The 5,522-nt window shown below is 73.2% G+C and carries 4 protein-coding genes; all 4 read left to right on the plus strand.

The genetic code is table 11. The annotated features are described in order from the left end of the window. Positions 1-1,261 (plus strand): hypothetical protein (locus tag EBH09_RS12505; protein WP_121747039.1); only part of this gene is annotated, 1,261 nt, incomplete at its 5' end. 59 nt (positions 1,262-1,320) lie between these two features. Then, the gene (locus EBH09_RS12510) at positions 1,321-2,373 is read left to right on the plus strand and encodes a glutamate ABC transporter substrate-binding protein (protein WP_121747040.1); all 1,053 of its coding nucleotides are present in this window, start codon (positions 1,321-1,323) and stop codon (positions 2,371-2,373) included. A 59-nt stretch (positions 2,374-2,432) separates the two neighbouring features. Then, positions 2,433-3,767, plus strand: coding sequence for a hypothetical protein (locus EBH09_RS12515; RefSeq protein ID WP_121747041.1), 1,335 nt, complete (start codon positions 2,433-2,435; stop codon positions 3,765-3,767). A 138-nt stretch (positions 3,768-3,905) separates the two neighbouring features. Then, positions 3,906-5,522, plus strand: a 1,617-nt coding sequence (locus EBH09_RS38840; RefSeq protein WP_153182651.1) for a serine/threonine protein kinase, incomplete at its 3' end; no start/stop codon positions are given.

Genomic DNA, 5,522 nt, shown 5'->3' on the forward strand with positions numbered 1-5,522 from the left:
CGAGCCGGGGCGGCTGCGGATCATCGGCGCGCTGCTCGCCGCGCTCGTCGTCGCCTTCGGCGCCGTCACCGCCTGGCAGATGAACGCCCGGTCCCAGGCCGCCGACGACGTGCTCACCCGCAGCCAGCCGCTCACCTCCGACGCGGCCGACATCTACCGCTCCCTCGCCGACGCCAACACCGCCGCCTCCAGCGGCTTCCTGGCCGGCGGTCAGGAGACCAAGGCGTCCCGGGAGAGGTACGAGAAGGGCATCCGCACGGCCGCCGAAGGGCTCGTGACGGCCGCCGCCAACTCCGACGCCGACTCCCCCTCCGCGGCGACCATCACCGAACTCAACCGCCTTCTGCCCGAGTACAAGGGCCTCATCGAGCGCGCCCGCACCTACAACCGCCAGGGCTTCCCGGTCGGCGGCGCCTATCTGCGCTACGCCAACGAGAAGATGCAGAAGGACATGCTCCCGGCGGCGGAGGACCTCTACAAGAAGGAGAACCAGCGGCTGCGCGCCGACTACGCGGACGCCAGGCCCTACCCCTGGGCCGCGCTGGCCCTCGGCGCCCTCGCGCTCGCCGCCCTGGCCTGGGCGCAGCACCGCAACTACCGGCGTACCAACCGGGTCCTGAACCACGGCCTGGTCGCCGCCACGGCCACCGCCACGATCGTCATGCTCTGGCTGATCGTCGGCCACAGCGTCGCGCGGTCGAACCTGGGCGACTCCTACGACCACGGCGTACGCTCCCTGGACGTGCTGCACGACGCCCGCATCGCCTCCCTCAAGGCCCGGGGCAACGAGAACCTCACGCTGGTGGCACGCGGCGCGGAGACGAAGAAGGTGGGCGACGAGACGTTCGACGCCTACGACTTCGACTTCGGGAAGAACATGGACACCCTTGGCAAGGGCCTGGCCGAGGCGGAGCGGCTCGCCGACGACGAGGCGGGCGAGCGCCCGGTCGCGGCGGCCAACGGCAACATGGCGGAGTGGAAGAAGCGCCACGCCTCGGCCCGTGAGCAGGACGAGAGCGGCAACTACCAGCAGGCGCTGGACCTGGTCATCGGCGGCAAGGGCGCCACGGTCGAGTGCTTCGACGGCGTCGACGCCTCGCTGGCCGCCGCCATCGAACACGAGGAGCGGGAGTTCGAGCAGGCGGCGGGGGACGGGCTGGACGCGATGGGCCACCTGCCGCAGGGCGCCGGCGTCCTGGCCGGGCTCGGCGCGGCCGGCGCGCTGCTGGGCATCGGCCGCAGGCTCTCGGAGTACCGGTGAGGCGGGGCGCGGGCCCGGCGGACGGGCGGGGAGGGACACCCGTGGAGGGAGGCGCGAGGATGCGTGCACGACGACTGCGGGCCGGACTGAGGGGTTGGGGCGGTGTGGGGGCGATGGCCTTCGCCTGCGCCCTCGCCGTGCTCTTCGCCCTGCTCCTGCCGGTGGTCCGCTCGCACGGCGAGAACGGCGGCGCGGGCACCGGCACCGCCGGTCACGGGGTCGCCCACGGCAGCCAGGCGCGCGCCGCCGAGGAGTGCACGGAACCGGAGAAGCAGACGCTGTCCCCGGACGACGCCGACGGCCCCACCATCGACGAGATCCAGAGCCGCGAGGGCGAGAAGCGCAAGCTGATCGTCGGCGTCGACCAGAACAGCTACCGCTGGGGCTACCGCGACCCGAACAGCGGCGGGGACGCCGAGCTGGAGGGCTTCGACATCGACCTGGTGCACCGCATCGCGGAGGACGTCCTGGGCGATCCGGACGCCGTGCAGTTCAAGGCGATCCCCACCGACCAGCGCATACCCGCGATCCAGGACGGCCGGGTCGACATGGTGGTCCGCACGATGACCATCAACTGCGACCGCCTGGAGGACGTCGCCTTCTCCGCGCCCTACTTCGAGACCGGCCAGCAGGTTCTCGCGCCCAAGTCCTCGACCGTCACCGGCTACAACGGCACGCTCGCCGGCAAGAGGATCTGCACGGCGGCGGGTTCGACGGCGTTCAGCACGCTGGAGCAGGACCAGCAGGACGGCAGGCTGCCCGCCGACGCCGACCTGAGCACCACCGTGCCCAACCAACTCGACTGCCTCGTAAGGCTCCAGCTCGGCGAGGCCGACGCGGTGGTCACCGACGGCGCGCTCGCCGCGAGTCAGGCCGCGCAGGACCCGACGGTCGAACTGCAGGGCGACGCCTTCACCACCGAGTACTACGGCGTGGCGATGAAGAAGGACGCCGACGATCTGGTACGCCGGGTCAACCACATCCTGGTGGAGTGGCGCGCGGACGAGGCCGAGGGCTGGCAGCACTCGTACGACGACTGGCTGTCGGAGACCATGGGGGACGACTGGAGGAAGTCGGAGCCGCCGCCCCCGCAGTATCTGCGCGAGAACTGAACGACCGCCGCAGCGCAGGGAAAGAGCACGCACAAGTCCGCGACAGCGAGGGGTGATCGATGGGCGACACGGGACCCACCGGGCCGGTGATGGACCGGGACGAGGTGGACCGTGCGCTGGCGCGGCTCGGCGCGGAGCACGAGGCGGTCGAGACCTCGCTCCTCTCCCTCCAGGACCACGCGGGCCGCAGACTCCTCGAAGGCGCCGAGCTCACCGGGGTGACCGGCGAGCGCTGGGCCGCCGCGGAGGCGTCGATCACGCTGCTGTGGACCTACTTCGACGCGTACACGGGCGCGCTGCGCACGGCACGGGAGATCCGCTCCCGGCGCCGCTGGTCCAGCCGCGAGGACCTGGCCGAGCTCACCGAACTGCTGCGCGGCGAGGCCGTCACGGTGGCCGGCAGCGCCACCGCCACGGCCTCCGCGCCCACCCTGGACGGCGGTCCGGGCCGGCTCAGCGAGCGCTACTCGCTGGCCACCCTGGTCGACCGGATGAACCAGCTCTACGCCACCTCCCTCGACATGGTGGTCGCCGCCGACGCGGTGTGGTCGGCGCTGCCCGCGCGGATCGATTTACTCGCCGCCGAGCTCCAGCGCACCCGCCGCCTCGCGCACTCCGTGGGCGTCCGCCCCGGCGAGCATCCGGCCGGTGACGACCTGGAGCGGATCACCCGCACCCTGACGAAGCTGCGCGAGCGGGTGGTGTCCGACCCGCTCGCCTTCTGGCTGCCCGCCGAGGGCAGTTCGGCGCCGGGCGGCGGCCGTCCCGACACCACGGTGTACGACCGGGAGGCGCGCGCCCTGGAGGACGTGCGCCGCGAGATCGACGCCGTGCTGACGGTGCGCCAGGACGCCGAGCGCCGGATCGTGTCCCTGCGGGACGTACTCTCCCGCGCGGACCGCACACTCGCCGAGGCCCGCACCGCGCGTGGCGAGGTGCTGGCGAAGATCGCGGCGACGGAGGTGCCGGTCGTCAGCGGGCCGCCGACGGTGCTGCAGGAGCAGCTGGCGGCGGCCGCCGAGTACCGCAGACACGCGCAGTGGCACCGCCTGTCCCCGCTCCTGGAGTCCCTGGAGGAGAAGGCGGAGGACGAACTGCTGCGCGCCCGCGAGTCGCTGACGGCGGTCACCGCGCCGCTGGCGGTCCGCGCGGAGCTGCGCGGCCGGCTCGACGCGTACAAGGCGAAGGTGGCCCGGCTCGGCTACGCCGAGGACCCCGAGCTGGCCGAGAAGTACGAGAAGGCGCGCCGCATGCTGTGGAGCGCGCCCTGCGACCTGCGCGTCGCCGAGCAGGCCGTGCTGCGCTACCAGCACGCGGCGGCCGACCTGCTCGGCTCCGCCCCGCGCGTGCCCGGTCAGGGCGGGCCGGTGGACCGGACGGGGCCCGGCGCGTGAGCGACAGGGGGTGCCGTTCGGACCAGGCCGGCTCCGGGCGACTGTGCCCCGCGACCGACGACGACGCCGCGGATGCGCGTGCCAGACCCCGCGACCCCGGCAGGATCCGAACGAGACCCCTAGGGGGGAGGCACCGTCATGAGTGAGGCACAGCGGACGTGTCAGCGTCCCGGCTGCGGCGGGACCTACGAGGACGTGGGCGGCGGCGAGCTGTACTGCGACACGTGCGGTCTCGCGCCGGTCGTGGCCTCCAACGGCATGGTGGGCTCGACGCCGACCGGGGTCACCGGTGGCGGCGGCCGGGGCTCGCGCGGATCGGCGGGCAGCGGCGGTTCGCGGTCCAGCGCCCGCAGTTCGCGTACGTCGTCGCAGTCCTCGAAGTCCCGGCGTTCGGTGTCGGGACGGCTGTCGCGGTCGGTGTCGGGACGCTCGACGGGCCGGTCGGTGTCGGTGCGCAGCTCGGGTTCCCCCGCCGGTTCCTCCGCGCGCGGACGCCTCGGCGCCGGCCTGGTCGAGGTCCCGGCGATCCCGCGGCCCGACCCGCGCGCGATGGTCCTGGACAACCCGGAGGTGCCCGAGCGGAAGCGGTTCTGCTCGCGCTCGGACTGCGGAGCGCGGGTCGGGCGGGCGCGCGGGGAGCGGCCCGGACGCACGGAGGGCTTCTGCACCAAGTGCGGCCACCCCTACTCGTTCGTGCCCAAGCTGAAGGCCGGGGACGTCGTGCACGGTCAGTACGAGGTGGTGGGCTGCCTCGCGCACGGCGGGCTCGGCTGGGTCTACCTCGCCGTGGACAAGGCGGTCTCCGACCGCTGGGTGGTCCTCAAGGGCCTGCTGGACACCGGCGACCAGGACGCGATGGCGGCGGCCATCTCCGAGCGCCGGTTCCTTGCCGAGATCGAGCACGCCAACATCGTGCGGATCTACAACTTCGTCGAGCACCTCGACCAGCGGACGGGTTCGCTGGACGGCTACATCGTCATGGAGTACGTCGGCGGCAAGTCGCTGAAGGAGATCGCCAACGCGCGGCGCTCCCCCGAGGGCAGACGCGACCCGCTGCCGGTCGAGCAGGCCTGCGCGTACGGCATCGAGGCGCTGGAGGCGCTGGGCCACCTGCACAGCCGCAACCTGCTCTACTGCGACTTCAAGGTCGACAACGCGATCCAGACCGAGGACCAGCTCAAGCTGATCGACATGGGCGCGGTGCGCCGGATGGACGACGAGGAGTCGGCCATCTACGGCACGGTGGGCTACCAGGCGCCGGAGGTCGCCGACGTCGGCCCGTCGGTGGCGTCCGACCTGTACACCGTCGGCCGCACCCTCGCCGTGCTGACGTTCGACTTCCAGGGCTACACCAACGTCTACGCCGACTCCCTGCCGGACCCGGACACCATCGACGTCTTCAGGCGGTACGAGTCGTTCTACCGGCTGCTGGCGCGCGCCACCGATCCCGATCCGGCCCGCCGGTTCGCCTCCGCGCAGGAGATGGCCGAGCAGCTGACGGGCGTGCTGCGCGAGGTGGTCTCACTCCAGACGGGCCGCGCCCGGCCCGCCGTGTCCACGCTGTTCGGGCCGGAAGTCAGGGTGACGGACACGGAGTTGTTCCCGCGGCTGGACGGCGATGTTTCGCGGCTGGGGGCCCGGGTTCCGGGTACGAGGAGGCGCGGCTCCGCCTCGGCTCCGGCGCTGGGGCCGGGCGGCGCGGGCAACGGCCCCGCGCTGCCGGGCGGGACGAGTGCCGCGGTCGGAGCACCGGGC

Source organism: Streptomyces sp. E2N166, assembly GCF_003671715.1.
Lineage (GTDB): Bacteria > Actinomycetota > Actinomycetes > Streptomycetales > Streptomycetaceae > Streptomyces > Streptomyces thinghirensis.